At 47.7% G+C, this 20,849-nt stretch carries 13 protein-coding genes, 1 tRNA gene and 1 pseudogene; 6 read left to right on the forward strand and 9 right to left on the reverse strand.

All coding sequences use genetic code 11. From position 1 onward, the window contains the following. Positions 1 to 113: 113 nt before the first annotated feature. Entirely contained in the window at positions 114 to 1,376 is a 1,263-nt protein-coding gene (locus tag IMY23_RS03525; protein ID WP_192820765.1) for a zinc dependent phospholipase C family protein, read from the forward strand. 247 nt (positions 1,377 to 1,623) lie between these two features. On the opposite strand, the gene rmuC is transcribed toward IMY23_RS03525, so the two are convergent. Next, positions 1,624 to 2,982, reverse strand: coding sequence for a DNA recombination protein RmuC (rmuC, locus tag IMY23_RS03530; RefSeq protein ID WP_192820766.1), 1,359 nt, complete (start codon positions 2,980 to 2,982; stop codon positions 1,624 to 1,626). Between the two features lie 302 nt (positions 2,983 to 3,284). Here rmuC and IMY23_RS03535 point away from each other — a divergent pair, with 302 nt between their 5' ends. Together IMY23_RS03535 and IMY23_RS03540 are read left to right on the forward strand one after the other, a co-directional pair. Next, the gene (locus IMY23_RS03535; protein ID WP_192820767.1) at positions 3,285 to 3,782 is read left to right on the forward strand and encodes a DUF2062 domain-containing protein; all 498 of its coding nucleotides are present in this window, start codon (positions 3,285 to 3,287) and stop codon (positions 3,780 to 3,782) included. 254 nt (positions 3,783 to 4,036) lie between these two features. Then, positions 4,037 to 4,510 carry a DUF4920 domain-containing protein gene (locus IMY23_RS03540; RefSeq protein WP_192820768.1) on the forward strand — a complete coding sequence of 158 codons (474 nt, stop codon included), beginning with the start codon at positions 4,037 to 4,039 and terminating at the stop codon, positions 4,508 to 4,510. A gap of 107 nt (positions 4,511 to 4,617) precedes the next feature. Here IMY23_RS03540 and IMY23_RS03545 read toward each other — a convergent pair whose 3' ends face one another. The 8 genes and pseudogenes from IMY23_RS03545 to IMY23_RS03580 all read right to left on the reverse strand — a co-directional run bounded on the left by IMY23_RS03545 (position 4,618) and on the right by IMY23_RS03580 (position 17,821). Next, complete coding sequence (locus tag IMY23_RS03545) at positions 4,618 to 7,533, reverse strand: PD-(D/E)XK nuclease family protein (protein ID WP_192820769.1); 2,916 nt, start codon at positions 7,531 to 7,533, stop codon at positions 4,618 to 4,620. A 119-nt stretch (positions 7,534 to 7,652) separates the two neighbouring features. Further along, complete coding sequence (locus tag IMY23_RS03550; protein ID WP_192820770.1) at positions 7,653 to 8,558, reverse strand: NotI family restriction endonuclease; 906 nt, start codon at positions 8,556 to 8,558, stop codon at positions 7,653 to 7,655. Next, the gene (locus IMY23_RS03555; protein WP_192820771.1) at positions 8,558 to 9,772 is read right to left on the reverse strand and encodes a DNA cytosine methyltransferase; all 1,215 of its coding nucleotides are present in this window, start codon (positions 9,770 to 9,772) and stop codon (positions 8,558 to 8,560) included. Before IMY23_RS03555 ends, IMY23_RS03550 begins: the two co-directional genes overlap by 1 nt. Before the next feature lie 106 nt (positions 9,773 to 9,878). Further along, a pseudogene (gene map / locus IMY23_RS03560) lies at positions 9,879 to 10,638 on the reverse strand (type I methionyl aminopeptidase). Between the two features lie 153 nt (positions 10,639 to 10,791). Further along, positions 10,792 to 12,303 carry a malate:quinone oxidoreductase gene (locus IMY23_RS03565; protein ID WP_192820772.1) on the reverse strand — a complete coding sequence of 504 codons (1,512 nt, stop codon included), beginning with the start codon at positions 12,301 to 12,303 and terminating at the stop codon, positions 10,792 to 10,794. 225 nt (positions 12,304 to 12,528) lie between these two features. Then, entirely contained in the window at positions 12,529 to 14,133 is a 1,605-nt protein-coding gene (locus IMY23_RS03570) for a T9SS type A sorting domain-containing protein (RefSeq protein WP_192820773.1), read from the reverse strand. A 202-nt stretch (positions 14,134 to 14,335) separates the two neighbouring features. Next, on the reverse strand, positions 14,336 to 17,056 hold the full coding sequence (locus tag IMY23_RS03575) for a hypothetical protein (RefSeq protein ID WP_192820774.1): 2,721 nt from the start codon (positions 17,054 to 17,056) through the stop codon (positions 14,336 to 14,338). A 691-nt stretch (positions 17,057 to 17,747) separates the two neighbouring features. Beyond that, positions 17,748 to 17,821 (reverse strand) — tRNA-Asp (locus tag IMY23_RS03580). A gap of 235 nt (positions 17,822 to 18,056) precedes the next feature. Between IMY23_RS03580 and IMY23_RS03585 the strand changes: the two genes are divergently transcribed. From IMY23_RS03585 to IMY23_RS03595, 3 genes are all read left to right on the forward strand, one after another. Then, the gene (locus IMY23_RS03585) at positions 18,057 to 19,004 is read left to right on the forward strand and encodes an acetyl-CoA carboxylase carboxyltransferase subunit alpha (protein WP_192820775.1); all 948 of its coding nucleotides are present in this window, start codon (positions 18,057 to 18,059) and stop codon (positions 19,002 to 19,004) included. Between the two features lie 109 nt (positions 19,005 to 19,113). Further along, positions 19,114 to 19,959 carry an MBL fold metallo-hydrolase gene (locus IMY23_RS03590; RefSeq protein ID WP_192820776.1) on the forward strand — a complete coding sequence of 282 codons (846 nt, stop codon included), beginning with the start codon at positions 19,114 to 19,116 and terminating at the stop codon, positions 19,957 to 19,959. A 2-nt stretch (positions 19,960 to 19,961) separates the two neighbouring features. Continuing rightward, entirely contained in the window at positions 19,962 to 20,723 is a 762-nt protein-coding gene (locus IMY23_RS03595) for a patatin-like phospholipase family protein (RefSeq protein WP_192820777.1), read from the forward strand. Positions 20,724 to 20,849: the final 126 nt, after the last annotated feature.

Here is a 20,849-nt window from a genome sequence, read left to right on the forward strand (position 1 = left end):
AGAAATGATGCCAAAAACGGAAATAGAATATTTTGTTTGCAATATTATGTAAATCTATTCATCCGTATTTGCCGTAATTGCCACTACCAATCTACTAGGTGTTAAAGGTCTGTATGGTGTTCAATCCCAGGGTGCTTTCAAAGGTAATGCTGGTGGTTTCACTGGTTTGGTTTGTGCCAGGCAAAGCGGAGGCCTACGGCGTGCTCACTCACCAGGCCATTATAGATGTCTCCTGGGAAAAATCATTGGTACCTGTGCTAAAGCGGAAATTCCCCAAGGCTACAGAAGAGGAACTTAGGGAGGCGCACGCGCACGCATACGGCGGGGCCATCATACAGGACATGGGGTATTATCCCTTCGGGAATGTGTTTTTCACAGACCTCACCCATTACGTGCGCAGCGGCGATTTCATAAATGCCCTGCTTTCTGAGGCGCAGAACCTGAACGAATACGCCTTTGGCCTGGGCGCGCTGGCCCATTACTACGCCGACAACTACGGGCATCCTATTGGCACTAACCGCGCCGTGCCCATGATGTACCCCGAAACCAAAGCCCAGCACGGCAATTCAGTAAGTTACGAGGAAGACCCCGTAGCGCACATCAAAATGGAATTTGGCTTTGACGTGCTGCAGGTGGCCCGCGGAAATTATGCCTCCCAACAGTACCGTGATTTCATTGGGTTTGAGGTGAGTACTGAATCATTGGAGCGGGCTTTTAAGAAAACGTACGGGCTTGAATTGAAAAGTCTTTTTGTGAACTTGGGTCTTACGGTGGGGTCGTTCCGGTACTCGGTAAGCACGCTTTTTCCTAACCTCACCAAGGCCGCCTGGAACCTGAAGTCTGATGACATAAGAAAAGCCATTCCCAGCGCCACCAAGCAGAAATTCATTTACCGCATCAAGAAAACTGAATACCACAAACAGTTTGGCCGCGAATACCAGAAGCCTAATTTCTTCCAGCGGGTGCTGAGTTGGATTCTAGGCATCTTACCAAAATTTGGCCCGAACAAAGCATTGGCCTTCAAGCCACCTTCGCCGCAGGCCGAAAAGGTCTTCATGGAAAGTTTCAACGTGACCATTGAGAAATACGCGCTGGGCCTCACCACCTTATCCAAAGACTCCATCACCCTCAAAAATACCGCCCTGGACACCGGCGACGCCACCAAAAACGGCACCTACAAAAAAGCCGATGAAACCTACGCCGAGCTCCTGAAGCGCCTTGTAAAAGAACAGCCAAGTGAAGTGCCCGCCCAACTTAGACGCAATATTCTGTCTTTTTATAACGGCGCGAAAGCCCCCAAAATGGAGGACAAAGAAGACGCCAAAGACTGGGAGAAAACCCTGGAGAACCTGGAGAAGTTTAAAGCCGGTAAATAGAGATATGCTCGTCAACACGCATTCCATCTGAATACACTTTGCATCCTTATTAAGTCAAAATTGTAGAGACGCAATACCTTGCGTCTTGTGTCCAAGAAACAAAAGCGTTGCTCCACCTGAAGGCCTAAAAAACTGCAATGCGTGTTAGACGCAAAGTATTGCGTCTCTACATTTTCAAGCGTGTTAGACGCAAGGTATTGCGTCTCTACATTTTCACCAAATCAAGCGATATCCATTACTGTAAATTCTAAACCTGTTCCTCTGGCAAATCAATAGAAGCTGGTAAAGCGCCGCTGGCGGGCAGGGTTTGGTGCAGCCATTGGGTTTCCATGGTTTTGCTGGTGCGGGCTCCTAGTTTTTTGAGCATCTCCACTTTCTTGAGCAGGTTGCCATTGCCTTCAGAGAGCTTGTTCATGGCGGCGTTGTATTTCTGCTGGCTGCGGTCAAGGTTCACGCCAATGTCTTTGAGGTCCTCCAGAAAATTAGCGAATTTGTCATAGAGCTTACCGCTTTCTTCGGCAATCTTGAGTACGTTTTTTTTCTGGCTTTCCTGTTTCCAGACGCTGGCCACGGTTCTTAAGGTTGCCAGTAGGGTAGAGGTGGTCACAAAAACAATATTGCGGTCCAGCGCCTCCAGAAAGATATCGCGGTCATGCTGCACCGCCAGGTTAAACGCCGGCTCAATGGGAATGTACATCAACACAAAATCGGGGCTCTGAATGCCGTGCAGGTGCTGGTAGTTCTTCCGGCCCAAGTCTGCAAAGTGCTGCCGAATGGACTGGATGTGGCTTTTAAGGTGAATCTGTTGCTGTGCTTCATCTTCACAATTACAGTACGCTTCATAGGCCACCAAACTGACTTTGGAGTCAATAATCAAATGCTTCTGCTCGGGTAAGTCAATGATCACGTCCGGCCGATAAATTTTGGCTTCGTCGTGTTGCAGAACCTGTTCGCGGCGGTAATGCACGTCGCGTTCAAGGCCAGATTTCTCCAATAAACTTTCCAGCAGGTATTCGCCCCAGTTTCCCTGGGCTTTTTTCTCGCCGCGCAGGGCTTTGGTAAGGTTTAGGGCGTCCTGGCTCATCTGTTGGTTCAAGCCAGCCATGAACGTGATTTGCTCTTTGAGAGACGTGGTGTCTTTGAGCGTTTTCTCGTAGGTCTGCTCCACCTTACTCTCAAATTCTTTGATGCGCTCTTTCAACGGCGACAGCACCTGCTCCAGGTTTTCGGCGGAAGCCTTTCTGAAATGCTCGGCGTTGGTTACAAGCACCTGGTTAGACACCTGGGTGAACTGTTGCATGAAGGTTTCGCGCAAATGCGACAGCTCGGCGCGCTCATCGGTTAGTTTCTGCTTGAGATGGTAGATATCGTTTTCGGCGCGGGTGACTTCGGCGTGGAGCTCCATCACTTTGGCCTGTTCCTTTCTAAAGGCTTCCTGCAATTTATGGGCCTCGGCCTCAGATGCTTCTTTTTGTTTCTGAGCGAAGGAGTGCTGCACCTCCAACTCTTGCCCCATTTTGCGGAGCGCCGCCAGCCGGGCCTGCAGCAGGAAATAGACCAGAATGGCACCAGAGAGAAATGTAAGCAGGGGCAAGGTGAATTCCATATAAGGCGAGTTTTCTATAGCTGAGACAACACCTAAAGATACAAACAAAGTGCCGCACGCTAAAAATATTTGCATTGGCAATAGGGTTAGCAATCAGGTTAATTGTCTTCTATAAGAGAAGTCTTTAAAATTGAATGAATTCTGGTTTTGGTCGGTTACTAAACAGGGTTTCGGGTATTAAATAAGGAGCGGCTCAGGCAGACATTACCTCACCCGGGTTTAACAAATATTTAACAGAAAGCTGGCAAGCGAAAGCCTCAAATTTTCGTTAGCAGCGTAGAGATTTAAACACAAAGCGTAGCATGGCAGTGAGCGTACGGACCGCCCATCTGGGAATTGGCAGATTTTTGCGGCGAAAGCTGTGGAACCCGCTGTTGGCTTTGGCCAAGCAAGGGTTCACCCCGCACCAGCTGGCCTTGACCATCGCCCTGGGGTCGGGTTTTGGAATGATTCCTTTTTTTGGCGGCACCACCTTGTTGTGTACGTTTTGGGCGTTGCGGCTGCGGCTGAACGTGGCGTTCACTATTTTGGTGGGGTACCTGATGCAGCCATTCCAATTGGCGCTCTATGTACCGTTTGTAGATTTGGGCCAGCATATGTTCCCGGTGACGCCTATTCCGTTTTCTATTGAAAAACTGACCACCATGTTCCAAACCGATTGGTGGCTGGCGCTGCAGCAACTTTGGTTCGCTAACTTGCTGGGCATTGTGGCCTGGCTCTTCTGCTTTATTCCGTTTGGGTTGGCCGTGTATTTCTCTAGCCGAAAAGTCCTGCACAAAGTATTACCGGCTGCACCGTAAATTTACGTTTTGGGGCTCATTTCTGGAAACGGAGCCAAAAACGCAAGATACATTTAGCGGAAACAAGAAGAGATTTCAATGCAAACCACTTTCCATACAGTGAACTTCTGTTGCCTAGCCTTGCAAACGAAATAAGGTTTGAATTAAAAAGAAACTCTATCTTTGCCCTGAACTTCTTCATTTACAACGGCTAAGCTGGCAGATTTTAAGAAGTAGAATTCACTTTAAGCATTAACTTAACTATACCTCTTACCATGAAAAAACTGACCTTCTTATTGCTGGCTTTGTTCACTGTGACGGCCGCTTTTGCCCAGAAAGACATTATGCCGGCCAAAGCCGGAGTTACCTACGGCAAGAAAGTGAACGCCAAACAAGCCGTGACCATGGCCGAACTGCCTGCCAAGTTTGCCTCTGATTCTGTGTTCACCGGCAAGATTGAAGGCACCGTGGTAGAAGTATGCAAGAAGAAAGGCTGTTTCATGAAAGTGGCCCGCCCCAACGGTGAGGCCGTGATGGTGAAATTCACAGACTACGCCTTCTTCATGCCCCAGGACATTGTAGGCAAAACCGTGGTAATGCAGGGCACCGCCAAAGTAACCGAAACTTCTGTGGAGCGTTTGCAGCATTTCGCCAAAGATGCCGGTAAAACCCAGGAAGAGATTGCCGCCATCACTAAACCTAAAACCGACATTGAAATTGTAGCCGACGGTGTGTTGGTGGTAAAATAGATATTCGCATTAAGTTTTGTGAAAAGCGCCAGTTCCTGCAAAGGGGCTGGCGCTTTTCCGTTTTCGTGCTCATTTTCAGAAATGAGCCCGAAAACGGGAAGGTTTTTTTATCCTCTGGCGCAGATGGTTTTATAGGCGCAGTACTGGCAGGTTTCCAGGTCGTTGGTTTTTCTGATGGGCTCCTGCGGGTCCAGCATGTTGTTCACCAGCTTTCGTAAGAGCGTCTCAGACATGAGCGTGAAATCTACCGGCGCGCCAGCTTCATCCTGAAAAGGCAAATGGGAAGTCAAGACGCCCGCTTCAAGGTTCCGGAAAGAGATGATGCCTGCTTCGTAGCCATATTGGGCTTTTGGCAGGTTCAGGATTTTGCTCTCCAACAGGCTTCCTTTCTGCATTTCTTTGGCCAAAATGTAGCGGTAGAGCCACAACTGCCGTACTTTGTCAAGCTTTCGGTCATGGAGCAGGGCTTCTTCCAGTTCCTCGGGTTTTACCTTCAGGTTCTTGGCCTCCACCTTGCCAGTTTTGTAGTCAATCACGCGCAGGGTTTGGCCGCTCAGGTCAATGCGGTCGGCTTTGCCGGCTATGCGGGCCGTTATTTTTTCGCCGTGCGGCAAGGTTACTTCCAGATCAGTGAACAGTTTTTCTTCCAGCTGCAGAATGTACAGGGGCAATTCATCAGAAGAGAGCAGGCCTTCCAGATAACGCGTGAGCAGTTGCACCGCCACCTGGTAGAGAATAAGATTCATGCCTTGCTCCGGAAGATTGCCCAAGGTGCCGCGCTTGAACTCCTGCTTTACTTTCTCTGGCAGGTTGGCCAACATCAGCTCCACATCAGGTTTCTCAATGGGTGCGCCGCTGTCGGCAAAGGGCCTGAAATAATCTTCCAGCACCTGGTGCACAATCGTCCCGAAGGTGTCGGCGCCCACTTTTTCGTCAATTTCGTCCACTTCCTCCAGCTTGGCAATTCGGCTGAAATAATATTGCAGCGAGCAGTTCACAAACTGGTTCAGGTGCGAGGGGTAGAGCCCATACTGCAGTTGTTGCTTGAGCTTCGCTAACAAGGCCTCGTCTTTCTGGATGATAATGTCGGGCTCGTATTCCTTGGTGTCCAGCTGCTCCACCACGGCGGTCAGTTCCCTGAAGGTAAGGTTGGGGTTGCGCGGCGCCAAATCATGCTGCAGCTGTAAAATGAACCTGCTTTTCTCGCCGGAGCCGTAGGTGTCTGAGGGCAGCACGTACAGCAAATTCACGCGTTTGGCACGTTGCAGCAAGCGGTAGAAATAGTAAGACGTAATGCTTTCCTGCTCAGCGTACGTGGGCAAGCCGAACATGCGTAACACATCATAAGGGAACAGCGAGTTCTGCTTTTTGGGCTGGGGCAAGATGTTCTCGTTTACGCTCAGGATGATGAGGTTTTCAAAATCCAGGGCGCGCGTCTCCAGCATACCCATAACTTGGGTAGGCGAGATGGGTTCGCCGCTGAACGGAAGCTTGGTATTGCCTATCTGCTCGTACAGAAACTTCTTGAAACTGCGCACCGAAATCTTGTGCTCGCGGCAGTCAAAAAGCGTGTCCAGGCGCTTGACAATGGTGAAGAGCAGGTAAAGGTATTCGGTTTCAATGGGGTTTTCGGTTTCTACGCGGTAAATTCTGCCCAGCGCATCTACCAGGTTGTAGAGCGTTTCAATAAGATCGGTGCAATCTCGCCATGTGCTGAAGAGCGTGATGAACATTGGGTGCTCTCGGCCCAGCTTGATGATTTCTTCGGCGGTGAGCAGCACGCTGTTGCGCTGTACCATCTCGTCCAGTACGTGTTGGAACAAATCCAGATCGGTTTCGCGCTCGGCCACGCTGTTGAGGTATTGTTCATAGCGCCGCAAAAACGGATGCTGCAGCAACTTGGTCACAGCCACGTGGTGGTAGCGGTTTACTTTATAGCCCGTGTCTGCGGGTTGCACCACGCCCGTGAGGTGGACCTCAAACAACAGATCTACAAGATTGAACAAAGGCGTGCCTTTAAAAGAAAGCCCCATGGTCACGTTGTAGTCGGTGACTTCGTCTGAGATGGAATGGAGCACCGGCAGCAGCAACGTTTCATCTGGCAGAATGATGGCAATTTCGGCGGAAGGGTCTTTCTCTCTTATTTCGCGCAGCAGCTGGCCGGCAATTTTGCCTTGCATGCTGGCGTTGGCCACGCCAATGGCGTTGATTTCCTTGGTATCTGTGAGCAGCAGATTTTGTTCCCAGTTCCATTCGGGCAGGGGCCACTTGGCTTTGTAGCGCTTTAAGAAATGCCCGGCGCGCTTATCAGATTCTGGGGCCATGTAATACGCGTCAGAATCAAAGAAGACATCGGCTTTGCCGGCCTCCAGCAGGGTGTTGATGATTTTCTGCTCGGCTTTGGACAAGGCATTCAACCCGATGAAGATGTACCGGAAAAACGCTTTTTCGCTCTGGGCGATTTCCTTGATGCGTTCGGCCACCAATCTAAACGCCATGCCAGTGTAGGCCTGCTTGTCTTTCTTGAGCTTGTCCTGCAGCGCGAAATAGGTTTTCTCCAGGTTGGCCCAGAGTTGGAAATACTGCTTTACGTTGGGGGTGGGGGCGCTGCTGCCGGGGTTTGACGGGTCCCAACGCTCCAGGGCTTTGGCTTCGCTCACGTACTCAAACACGGCGCCGGGGTTCACCAATTCCATGTCCATGCGCGAGAAGTCCTCCAGCAGCGTGGCACTCCAGCCCACAAACTGGTCGAAGTCCAGGTGCGGGTCTTGTTGCAACATGAGATCATAGAGGTCCAGTTGCAGGTGCAGAGGTTCCAGCACGTCTACCTGCGCCATGCTGCAGACAAAATCTTCCATGGAGAAAATCTGCGGCGACCAGATGCCGGTGGGTGCAGCCTGTGCCAATGCATTCTTGAAATAAAGCGTGGCGCGGCGCGTAGGCAGCACAATGCACAACTCACTGAGCTGGTCTGTGTAGGTCTGGTAAATATGCTCGGCGGTTTGCCGAAGGAATGATTGCATGTGGGTGGCGTATCTTTTGGTCTTGCGCGGAAAGTAAAGATACTACGTTTTTGGGCTTGATTTTGGAAATGGGTGAGGGAAGTATTATTAAGAATTAATTTTATAAAACTATAGAATAATTAATTGCCTAGAGCTTTAAGAATGCCATCTCTGTAAACATTTTCTTCAGGAAGTGCCACATTATTGAATGCTTCTTGCACTTTGTATACCGTAGTTGAATGAGCTCCTATTGACATTAAAGGTATTAATTCCCCAAAATTTGTGCTTTTCGTAAAATCATAATTATAAGGGATAAAACTTATTGAAGCGGGTTGTAGTGAATATTTTAATAAACCTTTTTGTCCACCTAATCTATTTGTAATTTTAGTGTATACAGGCTCAGGACAAACAAAGAATAAGCCCTTTTTACAAAGTTCCTCACGTTGAAGCACTTGCCCCTTATAAATTAGCTGAGGTAAAATTCGTTTTGAAACGTTTTCCCAGTTAAGTCCTGCTGTAGTTTTTACTTGAGTTCTACTTTCTTCCAATTCAAAAACCCCGTTTCTATAATTGCCTGTGCTATCAATGGTTTGAACTTCAACTGCTACAAATTCTTCCAATTGACCATCATTTGAAAGTTTAGCAAGAACCCAATCGACAAAATAACTCCCAGAACCAGACCTTTGAGGCAAACGTAATTCACCACCCCATCGCTTGCCGAATACGGCAATGCATTCTGCCTTAGAGGATTTTACCTTATTAAGTGCTTCCTTACCTAGAACAAGTGGGTAATCTTTGCCAAATGCAATCTTTACTATATCAGAAAGCATTTTATAATCTTCTGCATATAGTCGTATGGGACAGCAAATTACTGGATCGCTAGTAATTGGCTTTAACGAACATACGCCAGATATTTTGCCGTCATTTAACGTCTTTTCACAAGTATCTTTTAAAATAGGACAGCGGCAATTACTTGCTGCCTCAAGTGCTTGTAAAGATTCGTCTTCTGGTCTGTAGCCGAAAAATTCATATATAGTTGAGGCCATTAAATCGCTATGTCAAGTCTTAAATTTTCGCTTTTAGTGAACTCTAATGCTGAGGCAATTGAACGCCCAATAGCAGCCGCCAATAAAGGTGGCACGGCATTTCCTACCTGTTCGTACTGCTCAATTCTTGACCCAACGAATTTAAAGATATCGGGAAATGTCTGTAATCTGGCTGCTTCCCTAACTGTAAATGTGCGATCATCTTCGTAATGAAAATAAGCCCCCCAATGAGGGTCGCATTTGGTTAAAATTGTAGATGATAAACCATTAGGGTCAACCCGGCCATATCGCTTGGTATGGTCTGAGCGCCTTGCCTTTTGCATACCTTTGGGAAGTAAATATTCAGGTATGTTAGTCCAGTTGCCACCAACAGGTATATATGCTAATCTCTCCAAATTTACACTTGTCAATTTTGCGGCTTCGTGGTTGGTTACACCTGAAGAACCCATACGCATGAGCCTTTGGAAATCGTTTTGTGCTTCGCTTTTATAAGGTTTTAACCAACTTCCTTCTTCACCGTTTTTAAGAACAGGTAAATCATCTAAGGCATCTTTAACACTTACAAATTTTGCTAACTCAACTTCAGTAGGAAGTGCTACAATCTTTCGTCCTTTGAATTTTGAAGTGAAATTTACCCGTACTGGCGCAGAATGGAAAGGAGCGGGAAATGCGGAGGAAACATCCTTATAGTTCTGCATTCCAATTATTATTGTACGCCACCGCATTTGAGGCACCCCAAAATGAGGGGCATAAAGAATTCTAACTTCAGCATTATAACCGTGGGTCTCAAGTTCCATCAAGATTGCATGAAGTGTTGATCCTCCTTCGTAGGATACCAATCCAGGTACATTTTCAATGAGAACAGCTTTTGGATCAAATTCATCAACAAAACGGATAAATTCACGGAAAAGGTGATTTCGTTCATCCGTTGATTCACGCTTTGGTGCGTTAATAGAGAAACCTTGGCAAGGAGGGCCTCCTGCAAGTAAATCTAACTCTCCTTTTTTTAAACCGAGCTCATTTCTGACTTTTGCTGCATCTACTAAGCGTATGTCTCGCGAATCTACTTTTGTTTCTGGGTGATTGAGAGCATAAGTTTGAGCATATGTTTTTTTAATTTCATTTGCATATAAGCCTTGAAACCCAACACTTTCCAAACCCTCTGATAGCCCTCCTGCTCCGGCAAACAAGTCAATGAATTTATATTTTTCCATCAGGTCAAAGATATTAAAAATATTATTTTTTAGATATGATACTCACTATTAAAAAAGTGGCAATCAAATATTGAAATAAGACAAAAACGCCAGACCCAAACAATTCCTAAATCAAATTCGACTTGGTAAGAATAATAGGCGTGCCATTGGTAATCAGAATGGTGTGTTCATGTTGGGCTACGTGGCCGCCTTTGTTGCCTACCAGGGTCCAGCCGTCGCCGTTCTCGGCGGCAATGGTGCTTTTAGGTGGAGATGAACGTTTCAATGGCCACCACGGAGTTTTTCTTGAAGCGCTCGCGGTTGTAGGGGTCATAGTAATTGAGTATGCCTTCGGGAGCTTCATGCAAGGCCCGGCCAACCCCGTGGCCCGCCAGGTTTTTGATGACCTTGAACCCGGCCTTCTTCGCCTCATTTTCTATGGTGCGGCCTACGTCTGCAATGCGCACGCCGCCTTTGATCTGGGAAATGGCCTTGTGCAAGATCTGCTGCGAGGCCTGCACCAACCCCGACAACTGCTGCACATCTTGCCCCACCACAAAAGAACCACCATTGTCAGCGAAGAACCCGTCCAGCTCCGCTGATACGTCAATGTTCACCAAATCGCCTTCCTGCAGAACCTTGTGCCCAGCCGGAATGCCGTGCGCCACTTCCTGGTTCACACTGATGCACGTATGGCCCGGGAAATTGTACATGAGTTTGGGGGCCGAACGTGCGCCTTGCTGCTGCAGGTACGCGTAGCCCAGTTCGTCCAGTTCCAGGGTAGAGACGCCGGGTTGGGCCGCCTCGCGCATGATTCTGAGCGTCCGTGCCACCACTTCACTTATTCTGGTTATGCCCGCCAGGTCAGCGGAATTTTCGATAGACATAGATTCTGATTCTAAATGGAAAGACAAAAGCGTAAAGCAAGTTCGGGAATCTTTGCTTTTGATACTATTGGCAAAGGCCTAAAAATAAAATGCGTTTTGGGGCTCATTTCTGAAAATGAGCCCCAAAACGCAAATGCCTTGTAAATAGATAAGTTACTTTGGAATATAAGTCAATTGCAAGATTTGGCTGGTTCTGGCCCTTACCTGGGCGCACAGCTCAGGATTTTCCTGGAGCGAGACGCCCAACGTTGGAATCATTTCCTTGAGCTTCGCCTGCCATTCAGGGGTTTTTGATTTCTCCGGGAAACAGGTCTGAATCAGGCTCACCATAATAGACACGGCCGTGGAAGCACCCGGCGAGGCGCCCAGCAAGGCGGCAATGGACCCGTCTTTGGAGGTCACCACCTCGGTGCCAAATTCCAGGATACCGCCTTTCTCTTCGTCTTTCTTGATCACCTGCACGCGCTGTCCGGCTACTTCCAGTTCCCAGTCCTGCGCGCGCGCGGTAGGCACGTATTCACGTAGCGCTTCTACGCGGTCTTCATCTGACTGCAGCACCTGGCCTATGAGGTATTTGGTCAGGGGAATGTTGGTGTAGCCCGCCGCCAGCATAGGCCGCAGATTGTTGACTTTAATGGAAAGCGGAAGGTCAAAGAAGGAGCCCTTCTTCAAAAACTTGGTAGTAAACCCGGCATATGGCCCGAACAACAGCGCCCGCTGCCCATTGATCATGCGCGTGTCCAGGTGCGGCACCGACATGGGCGGCGACCCCACGGCGGCCTTGCCGTACACCTTGGCCTGGTGCTGGGCAATGATGTCTGGATTCACGCATTTAAGCCACTGCCCGCTCACCGGAAATCCGCCAAAGCCTTCGCCTTCCGGAATGCCCGAGGCCAGCAACAGCGGCAAGGAACCACCGCCGGCCCCAATAAATACAAATTTGGCGCGGGCGCGGCGTTTTACGTCAGTGGCTAAGTTTTTGACCCGCACGCGCCACAGGCCGTCTTCTTTTTGCTTTAGTTTGGTGACTTCATGGTTCAGGTGTAATTCCACGCCACCCAAGGATTTCAGGTGTTTGAACAGATTTCTCGTGAGGCAGCCGAAGTTGACATCGGTGCCCAGGTCCATGCGGGTGGCAGCTACTTGCTGGGTCTCATTGCGCCCCTCCATCACCAGCGGCATCCAGTCCTTAATCTGGTCTGGGTTTTGGGTGAACTGCATGTCCTGGAACAGGGGAGAGGCCACCATGGCCTGGTACCTTTTCCGGAGAAAATTCACATTGTTTTCGCCCCACACAAAGCTCATGTGCGGCACAGGGCTAATGAAGGTCTTGGGGTCTGGCACAATGCCGCGTTCCACCAGAAAGGCCCAGAACTGCCGCGACTGCTCAAACCATTCGGCTATGAGGTTGGCTTTGGACGTGTCAATGGAACCGTCTGGTTTCTCTGGGGTGTAGTTCAGTTCGCAGAAGGCAGAATGGCCCGTGCCGGCGTTGTTCCAGGCGTCTGAGCTTTCAGAGGCTACCTCGTCCAGGCGTTCATATATTTCTATGGTGATGTCCGGCTGCAGTTGTTTGAGCATTAGGCCCAAAGTGGCACTCATGATGCCGGCCCCTATCAAAACCACGTCTGGGTGCGTGACTATGGAGTTCTCGTTTTTGGTCATAGCAAATTTGTTGTTCCTAGGAGTACGAGGAAACAGCTCAAAAGTGTTGACCTTGAAAAGGAATCTAGCACAGATGCCGTTTTCGGGCTCATTTTCAGAAATGAGCCCGAAAACGGAATTTCACAGAGGGCTTACTTGTGAAAGTTGAACTTTGCCGAAGTCACAAAAAAAGGGGAGCCAGTTTTTAATAACCGGCTCCCTTTTTTTAAACTTGACGCTTGCTCCTTAATTGCTCTTGACCAGTTTCTGGACGGCCACCTGGCCATTAGACACTACTTTAATAAAATAGATGCCATTGGCAAGGTTGCCCATGTTTTCCAGAATATGTTCCTGGTCGCCTGTTTTTGCTTTGATGGTTTTGGAGTAAAAAGTCTTTCCGTTTAAATCCAGTAAGCTAACCTCTACATTCGCCTCGGCTTGTAAACTAAACTGCAAAGCCACTCTGTTCTGGAAAGGATTAGGGTGCACCGAAGTAATGGTGATGGACTCAGCGGCACTGGAGTTCTGGGTGACCGTTATGATTTTAGAGTACTCAAACTTTCCGTCAAAATCTATTTGCTTTAAGCGGTAGTAAGACGTTCCTGCCAAAGGTTTGCTATCTACAGCAGCGTAAGTAAGGGCCGTGGTACTGGTGCCTCCGCCTGCTACAGTGGCGATAGGCTCAAACTGGCTGGTGGTTCTGCTTCTTTCTACAATAAACTCTTTGTTGTCTTTTTCAGAAGCGGTAGCCCATTTCAAGTTGACTCTGCCGTTGGCAGCGGTAGCGGTAAAGCTTGTTAAGGTTACAGGTAGCGTGGTTTCCCTAACCGTAAATTCTCTCTGTACTTCAATAACGTTATGGTCCAGGTTACTGTAGTCTTTAAAAGTAGTGGAAGTGGCTTGGTCTCCTCTAATTGCTTCTATATAAATATCTATAGGCTTCAATTCTTTAGTAGGGCTTGGAACTTCATTGAATACCAAAGACAAAAGGTTTTGCGTGGCAGTTGGTTTCCAGGTGTCATCTTTTTGCGTGCCAGCATTGCTGATATACTTGATTCTATAATTGTAATAAGATTCGTGCTCTTGAGTTGACCCACCTACGGTGTATTTTCTAAAGGTCTCCAAAGGAAGTTCTTCTAATTGTATGGTGGCGGGATTCCAGCCAAAACTGTTTGCCAATACTAGTAAGTCTTTGGTTTCTTCAGGTACATAACTGGTATTGGCTGTATAGAAGTACACATAAAACCCAACCGATCCGGCTTGAAGGTCAAAAGCCTCCAGAGATTTAGCCGTTACTACAATAGGATTGCTTTTAGTGCCGGTACCAGTGGTGGTAAGTTGAACTTTGTATTTGTCTTCATCCCGCTGCACATAAATGTTTTCAGTGGTCAGCTTTATTTTAGGTTCAGTATCTACATTGTTATCATTCAAAAGAATGACTTCATAGTCATCTGTGTGGTTTAACCAATTTATATTGGCATAACCTGAACCTATGACTTTGAATTTTAACGTGACAATAGTAGTGGAGTCATTTATTGACAGGAATTTTTGAATGTTAGAAGAGGGATTCACTTCTAATTGCGAGCCCATCAATTGATTATTAATGGTAATTTGGTAGGTTTTGTTGTCTGTGTTAGTACCAGTTGGCATAATTCCTTTTTCCACAGACAGGGTGCTGTACCCATTATTGACACTTCCGTCCTTAGGCCCCGTTAAGTTGTTATGGAAGAAATAATCATCTGAACTAAGCATGTTGTCAGAATCACGCGGATACTCAGGAATAGGGGTCTCGGCTAGTTCTAAGACTTTTTCATCATACGTGAATTTTAGGGTTGCATTGGCTAACCGCATGCCAGTAGACTGAAGATTAAAGGAAACAATTAAAGTGTTGTTTTCACTGCTAACCTTCTTAATTCTGCCTATCAGATTGCCAGTCCCGTTATTGATTACCTGTCCATAGCTAGTTTGCACTGACATATAAATGCCGAAGAAAACCAGGACTTTGATGAAAATGGAGAAAGATATATTTTTCATTATAAGTGACATATTGAAATTAACGAGGTACTTGGGTCACTTTGCCGTTGTTCTTCAACCACAAGTTATAGTCAGCACCATTTACCACACCGTCCATGTTGAAATCTGAAAGCTGGTAACCCGTTTTTAAGTGGTCTCTGATCCAGCACTCGTTCCAGTCAGCAGTAGAGACGCTGGTGCTTCCGTTGGCGTCACCGGCATACATCACGTATTTGCCATCGGGCATTAATTTCTGTGGGAAGATGCCAGAAGCTTTTTCCAAGTCTGTGCTGAAATCATAAAGCGGGGTGTTAGCGGTAAGACTCACCGGTTTTTTAGAGATAATGGGCACGTGGTTTCTATGAATTACCACCACATAATAATTCCCCTCCACCACATTCAGGAAGTCTGGGAGGCTCACGCCATCCATGTCTACTATAAATCCATCTTTGCCCAGTAGACAGGCTTTTCTGCTCACCACTTGTCTTGGGTCAAGCTCAGTTCTGATTTCCACCAGTACCCAATCTACAATGTTGGGCTTAGAGGCGAAGAATCCAGGGTTTACCGTTTCAGTTCCGGTGTAGGTATACAACCCAAAATTGAAAGGCTGGAGGTTAGAAAGTTGGCCAGCCGCATTCATGGTTGTCTTCATCAATCCCGTGGTGGGGTTATAGGGGCCTTCTAAAAACACTTTGATGTTGACGGCCAGGTTGGGTCCTACTTTCAGGTTGGCAGGGTTTGAGACGGCAGGTTCTCCGCAACCCGTAATGACACATCTGTAATTCAGGTTATTTTCTGAAGACATGACTTTGTTTACCCGTAGGGTGGCCGTGGTGGCTCCAGTGTAAAGGCTACCGTTGGTCACATTCACCCAAGTGGCGTTATCTTTTGAAACCTGCCATTGGTACGTAAGGGCGTCACCAGTAGCGGCCACGGTGAACACTGCAATGCCATTCATGGTATTGGTAATCACTGATACCGGTTGTTGTGTAACTAAGGCTGGCGCTTTTACGGTTACTTCTTTTGTTCCGCAGGTGCTTAACCCTTGCTTTATGGAAACTGATCCTGCGGCAGGGCCAATTTTCACAGATATGCTGTTCGTTCCCTGGCCAGATAAGATAGTCCAACCAGTTGGCACCGTCCATTTTAAAGGAACGCCATTGGCAGCAGGCACAGAGTAAGCCTGCGTAGAGCCTACACAAGTGGACGCAGGGCCAGTAATGGTAACAGTATTCGCGCAGCAACCAGCCACATCAAATGTAACGGAGCCTTCGGTGGTAGAAGCCTTGGCCTGTACTTTAATGGAGGTAAGGCTGTTAAACTGGGCTTGGTTTAAGGAATAGGTAAAGGTATCTTCAGCACCATTCTTAAAGCCCTCGGCGCTGGTGGCCTCAAACTTGACAGAATAGAAAGGAGCATTAGTGGTGTTCTCTATATCATAGTCAAAATTAGGATTGCTGTTGTTAGGGTTAAGTGCTTTGGCTCCAGCAGGCAGGGCAAACGCCACATTGCTTAACGCGGCACCGCAATTAGTTTTCACCGTGAAGGTAAGCGTTACGGTGCCGTTGGTATTGACCACGTACCCCTTATACATAAATTCAAAACAAGCGCTAGAGGCTTTACAAACCTGCGATTCAGCGGCTGCCGGTGCGCAGGCAGGAACCACAGCGGTGGCGCAGGCTTGTACCGTGGCGGCTATAGTGGCATTGTTGCGGGTAGCTTCATCTAAAATCTTGCCTGCAGTTTTGGCAGTGGCGTCATAAAAACACAGCGTGCCTTCCATTTTCGCCTGGTCCGTGTTCAGAGAGTAACCCGACACGTGAATGGTGCCATTTCCTTTCACCACAGCTTGCGCCGTGTTGGTGAAATTTCCTACCACCTTAACATACCCATTGTTCGTCAAAACAGCACCAGCATTGCGGTTTTCAAACGTTTTACCGGTAGTAGATTGCTCAATGGTGGCGCAAGGGTAGTTCAATACCAAACCTTGGTTGTTTACCCAGTCATTGGTACAAACCATGGTTCCCCAGTTGTTAAGGGAGCTTGCGTAGTTAAAATAAACGCGGTCTGCTTTAAAGGTTTTATAGTTGTGCAGGTAGTTAGGAGTTGTGGTGGATGAACCGCTGGCGAAATTCAAACGGCCTTTCACTACAACATCCCCGTGATTTTTAAAGGTGCCCTGGTTTAAGTTCAAGGCATAATCTGAGGTGCCGTTAATGGCGATGGACCCGTTGTTGAGTATCTGGGCGCTAACGTTTACCTGCACGTTGCTCTGGAAGGTAGCCGTTTTGCCAGTGTTGTTTTTAAACGTGATGTTATGCATAATCACGTCACTGTTGACCGTGAGGGTGCCGTTGTTGGTCACCGCACCTCTTTGCCATTGATCGTTTTCCTTAATTAAGGCTACGCCAGAATTGACAAAGAAAGCAGAATCTGTTCCGTTGATCCCAAACTGTAAGCGACCAATCTCTAAGGTGCCTTGGTTAGACAAGAGGGAGTTTTTGGCAGTTACCACTAATTTGCCATTACCAATGAGAGAACCAGTAGCGGTGATGGTTAGTTGACCTTTGGCATTTTGACCCACCCAATATTCTCCTACATTAAAGGCTACCGCGTGCTTAATTTCCACGAAATCAGAATTGTTGGGCTGCCGGCCTAAATTCCAGGTGCTTGGGTCAGAGAAATTGCCTGCTTTAATAGTTGTGATAGTGGTCTGGGCCTGGGATTTATGGCCTGCCAGCAAGGCTAAAAGAAGTAACAACAAGAATAGGGGACGGGAAGAGCAAAATAGTATCTGCCCAAGAATTGTTTTAACTGTTGTTGCCTTTGAGTGAACCATGTACGAAAATCGTTCCATTGGTGAAGGTGAAAATGAATGATTCAAAGGTAAATTTAGTTTATGCCTATACCAAGGGGGATTTGGTCGTGAGGCGTTTGTATTCGATGAAAGGCTGATTCTGGGGGTTGAATGTGCCTGTTTCGCCGCCGAATAAATGAACTTTTTATAAAAAATTTAAAAAGTCAATTTTTAATGAGTTTTCAATCTTCTACAGATTCAAAATTTCATGGGTAAAAGTACATTTTCAATGGATTGTTTCCAAGAAAAATTGGTGTTAAATCATTAAATGATAAGTTTAGGGCCATAATTCAGAATTGATAGACTCAGAAAAGCATCATTTATTCTATCTACAATTCAACACTAATTTTCGAAAAAAGTAGAAGCTTAGAATCGCTATGTCAATTACCCTGAACCAGCTTTTACAGCGTAGGCCTACCGGAATTTGAATGAGAGCTTGGGTTTATAAACGGTAAACCAGACCCAAGAGAATTTGTTTTGGCTAAAGGCGTTTTTCTGTTTTAGGCTTCATTTTCAGAAATGAGCCCGAAAACAGGAGAAGGAAGGAGGCAGTAACGCAAAAAGCCTGCAAGATTTCTCTTACAGGCTTTTTATGCGGTCCGGACGGGACTCGAACCCGCGACCTCCGCCGTGACAGGGCGGCATTCTAACCAACTGAACTACCGGACCAATTTGTACCAGAAACAAACCCGTTGTCTGCCTTTGATGCTGCAAATATGGGGGGCTAAAGAGTAGAATACAAGCGCTACTGTGTAAAAGAAGGCGCGGCCAGACCAATAATTCACTAAACGGCTCATTCTCAAACTGAAAAATTTTACAGAAACCGCTATAAACAGGTGTTACTAAACTATGCAAGTTTCGTTTACCTTTGTAGTCACACAAACGCAACACGTAAAGGCGCCATATGCTGTTAGACTTTGAACAACCCATCGCATCTTTAGAGGGAAAATTAGCCGAGATGAAAAAACTGGCCGAAGAAAGCCAGGTAGACGTGTCTGAGGCGGTGCAGGCACTGGAAGAAAAAATAAAATCACTAAAGAAAGAGACCTATTCCAACTTGACCAGATGGCAACGCGTACAGCTGTCGCGTCACATAGAGAGACCCTACACCTTAGACTATATAAAGGGCCTCACCTCCTCGTTTGTGGAACTGCACGGCGACCGGAACGTACGCGACGACAAAGCCATGGTGGGCGGTTTTGGCGAAATTGACGGGCAAACCATCATGTTCATAGGCCAGCAGAAAGGCCGGAACACCAAGGAGCGCCAGCACCGTAACTTCGGGATGGCCAACCCAGAAGGTTACCGCAAGGCCTTGCGCCTGATGAAGCTCGCTGAGAAATTCAACAAACCCATTGTCACGTTCATAGACACGCCCGGCGCTTTCCCAGGCCTGGAGGCCGAAGAACGGGGACAAGGCGAGGCCATCGCCCGAAACTTGAAAGAGATGTTCATGCTCAAAGTGCCTGTGATCTGCATTATCATTGGCGAAGGTGCCTCCGGTGGTGCCTTGGGCATTGGCATCGGAGATAGAGTGTATATGCTGGAGAACACGTGGTACTCGGTGATTTCGCCGGAATCTTGTTCTTCTATTTTATGGCGAAGCTGGAATTTTAAAGAACAGGCCGCCGAAGCGCTTAAACTCACCGCCAAAGACATGTTGGGCAATAAATTGGTGGACGGGATTATCAAAGAACCGCTGGGCGGCGCGCACGTGAACCCCACCAAAATGCTCAAGACCATGAAAAAGAAAATCATGGAAACGCTGGAAGAACTGCAGGCTGTGCGCCCCGAAGACAGAATCATGCAGCGCATTGAGAAGTTTGGTGAAATGGGCGTGGTGACAGAATAAATTTCTGTTTTCGGGCTCATTTCTGGAAATGAGCCCGAAAACAGAATTCCTGAACCATTTCCCGTAACACAAGGTCTTTCTTTCTCATGCTTAAAACCGCTCCTGCTTTATGTCGCTTTCGCTGATTCCCATTCCTACCGGTAATTTTAAGCTAGACGGCGGCGCCATGTTTGGAGTGGTGCCAAAGTCCATCTGGCAGCGCACCAACCCCGCAGATGAGAACAACCTCTGCACCTGGTCCATGCGGTGCCTGCTGGTGCAAACCGGTGATAGACTAATTTTAATTGACAACGGCATAGGCGACAAACAGGACGCTAAGTTTTTCAGCCACTATTACCTGCACGGCGAAGATTCGCTGGAGAAATCTTTGCACAAAGCGGGCTTCGGGTACTCTGACATCACTGATGTTTTTCTCACGCACCTGCATTTTGACCATTGCGGCGGCTCTGTAAAATACGGCAAAGACGGCTCTTTGGAAACCGTGTTCGGCAATGCCCGGTACTGGAGTAACCAAGACCACTGGCAATGGGCCACCCAACCCAACCCGCGGGAAAAAGCCAGCTTTATCAAAGAAAACATTCTGCCCATCCAGGAAAGTAGCCAACTTAATTTTGTAGATTCTGGGGCCAGCCAGTTCCTTCCTGGGTTTGACCTCACTTTTGTTGACGGGCACACAGACAAGATGATGATTCCCCGGCTGAAGTACAAAGGGCACACCGTTTGTTTTGTAGCCGATTTGCTGCCTTCCGTAGGGCATTTGCCCTTGCCGTATGTGATGGGTTATGACACCCGGCCTTTGCTCACGCTCCAGGAGAAAGAAGCCTTTTTAAAACAGGCCGCCGATGACAAGTGGGTTCTCTTTTTTGAGCATGACGCCACTAATGAGTGCTGCACCGTGAAGCACACAGACAAAGGCGTGCGGGTGGACCAGATCTTTCCTTTCTCAGAACTGTAGCCATGGCACGCATTGGCCTTTGCCTTTCTGGTGGCGCAGCGCGCGGCATTGCCCACCTGGGCGTGATGAAGGCGCTGCAAGAATTGGGCGTTAAGGTAGATGTCATCTCGGGCGTGAGTTCCGGGGCTATTGCGGGAGCCTTTGTAGCGGCGGGGTACACCCCAGACCAGGTGCTGGAAATTGCCACAGACGTATCGGTCACGCGTTTTCTTAAACCTGCCTTTAACCGGGGCGTGCTGCAGAACCAAGCCCTCAGAAGCATTTTCACTGAATACCTGCAAGAAAAAACTTTTGCTGATGTATCTGGCAAACTGATTATCTCGGCCCTGGATTTGGTGGAGGCGTCCACCGTTTATTTCACTGAAGGGTTGTTGGCAGATGCTTTGATGGCTTCCTCGGCGGTGCCGGTCTTGTTTAAACCGGTGGCCCAGGGCAGCAGAATGCTGGTGGACGGCGGCCTCATCAACAACTTGCCGGTAGAGTGCCTGCAGGGCGAATGTGACCAGATCATAGGCGTGCATGTGAACCCCATACATCACCAGGCAGAAATTGGGAGCATCAGAAATGTCACGGAACGGGTCTTCCATTTAGCCCTCAACGCCAACGTGCGGGAACGAATGGCGCTTTGCCATCTGTATTTGGAACCCCCGTTGCTCAAACATTACCATATTTACGCTCTGCCCAAGGCCAAAGAAATATTTGAGATAGGCTATGAGCACACCCTGTCGCTGTCAGAGGAGATTTTAAATATCAGCCAACGCTAGAAAATTCAAAAGTATCAGAAAAATCCTATTATAATGTTTTTATAATATAGAATTCCTGAAATAAAGTGCCGTATAAGCCAGTAAATTGAAGTGTCATACTTACCTGGTTTCTATGAAAAAGCTATT

Origin of the sequence: Rufibacter sp. LB8 (assembly GCF_014876185.1) — a bacterium.
Taxonomy (GTDB): domain Bacteria; phylum Bacteroidota; class Bacteroidia; order Cytophagales; family Hymenobacteraceae; genus Nibribacter.

What these genes read in the sequence shown, in the direction of transcription:
- IMY23_RS03595 (WP_192820777.1), top strand. Translation starts at nt 19,962, where the DNA reads ATGGCACGCATTGGCCTTTGCCTTTCTGGTGGCGCAGCGCGCGGCATT.
- IMY23_RS03540 (WP_192820768.1), top strand. Translation starts at nt 4,037, where the DNA reads ATGAAAAAACTGACCTTCTTATTGCTGGCTTTGTTCACTGTGACGGCC.
- IMY23_RS03590 (WP_192820776.1), top strand. Translation starts at nt 19,114, where the DNA reads ATGTCGCTTTCGCTGATTCCCATTCCTACCGGTAATTTTAAGCTAGAC.
- IMY23_RS03570 (WP_192820773.1), bottom strand. Translation starts at nt 14,133, where the DNA reads ATGCGGTTAGCCAATGCAACCCTAAAATTCACGTATGATGAAAAAGTC.
- rmuC (WP_192820766.1), bottom strand. Translation starts at nt 2,982, where the DNA reads ATGGAATTCACCTTGCCCCTGCTTACATTTCTCTCTGGTGCCATTCTG.
- IMY23_RS03550 (WP_192820770.1), bottom strand. Translation starts at nt 8,558, where the DNA reads ATGGCCTCAACTATATATGAATTTTTCGGCTACAGACCAGAAGACGAA.
- IMY23_RS03585 (WP_192820775.1), top strand. Translation starts at nt 18,057, where the DNA reads ATGCTGTTAGACTTTGAACAACCCATCGCATCTTTAGAGGGAAAATTA.
- IMY23_RS03525 (WP_192820765.1), top strand. Translation starts at nt 114, where the DNA reads ATGGTGTTCAATCCCAGGGTGCTTTCAAAGGTAATGCTGGTGGTTTCA.
- IMY23_RS03555 (WP_192820771.1), bottom strand. Translation starts at nt 9,772, where the DNA reads ATGGAAAAATATAAATTCATTGACTTGTTTGCCGGAGCAGGAGGGCTA.
- IMY23_RS03565 (WP_192820772.1), bottom strand. Translation starts at nt 12,303, where the DNA reads ATGACCAAAAACGAGAACTCCATAGTCACGCACCCAGACGTGGTTTTG.
- IMY23_RS03545 (WP_192820769.1), bottom strand. Translation starts at nt 7,533, where the DNA reads ATGCAATCATTCCTTCGGCAAACCGCCGAGCATATTTACCAGACCTAC.
- IMY23_RS03535 (WP_192820767.1), top strand. Translation starts at nt 3,285, where the DNA reads ATGGCAGTGAGCGTACGGACCGCCCATCTGGGAATTGGCAGATTTTTG.